Source organism: Photobacterium sp. R1 (assembly GCF_054600795.1).
Map to the genome: position 1 here is coordinate 1 of NZ_BAAHZP010000307.1, position 326 is coordinate 326.

Genomic DNA, 326 nt, shown 5'->3' on the forward strand with positions numbered 1-326 from the left:
GGGGAAATCGCCACCGACTTTTACGGCAACAAACTGTCGGTCACGGCTGTCAGCGGGGATGCCAACATGGACCAGATTGCTGATATCAGCCTGCTGGTTGATGCCTTTTTCTCGGGTGCTCCGGCACCGAAAGGGCTGTTTGGTTATGTCGACGGCATGGCGCGGGACATTCTGGAAGATCTCAAACAGGACTATTACGAAGAAATCGACGCCTTGCAGGATGCGCTGGCCGACGCCTATCAGGGCGGTTTTAATCTGCAATTGCTGCTTGTCGGGCTGAATCCGGATTCGTACCAGTTTCAGGTCCAGTTCGCTGAACGCATGAC

At 54.6% G+C, this 326-nt stretch carries 1 pseudogene; it reads left to right on the forward strand.

What is annotated here, in order from left to right:
- Window positions 1-326, forward strand: a pseudogene (locus tag ACYP03_RS25170) (hypothetical protein); the annotation flags it as partial.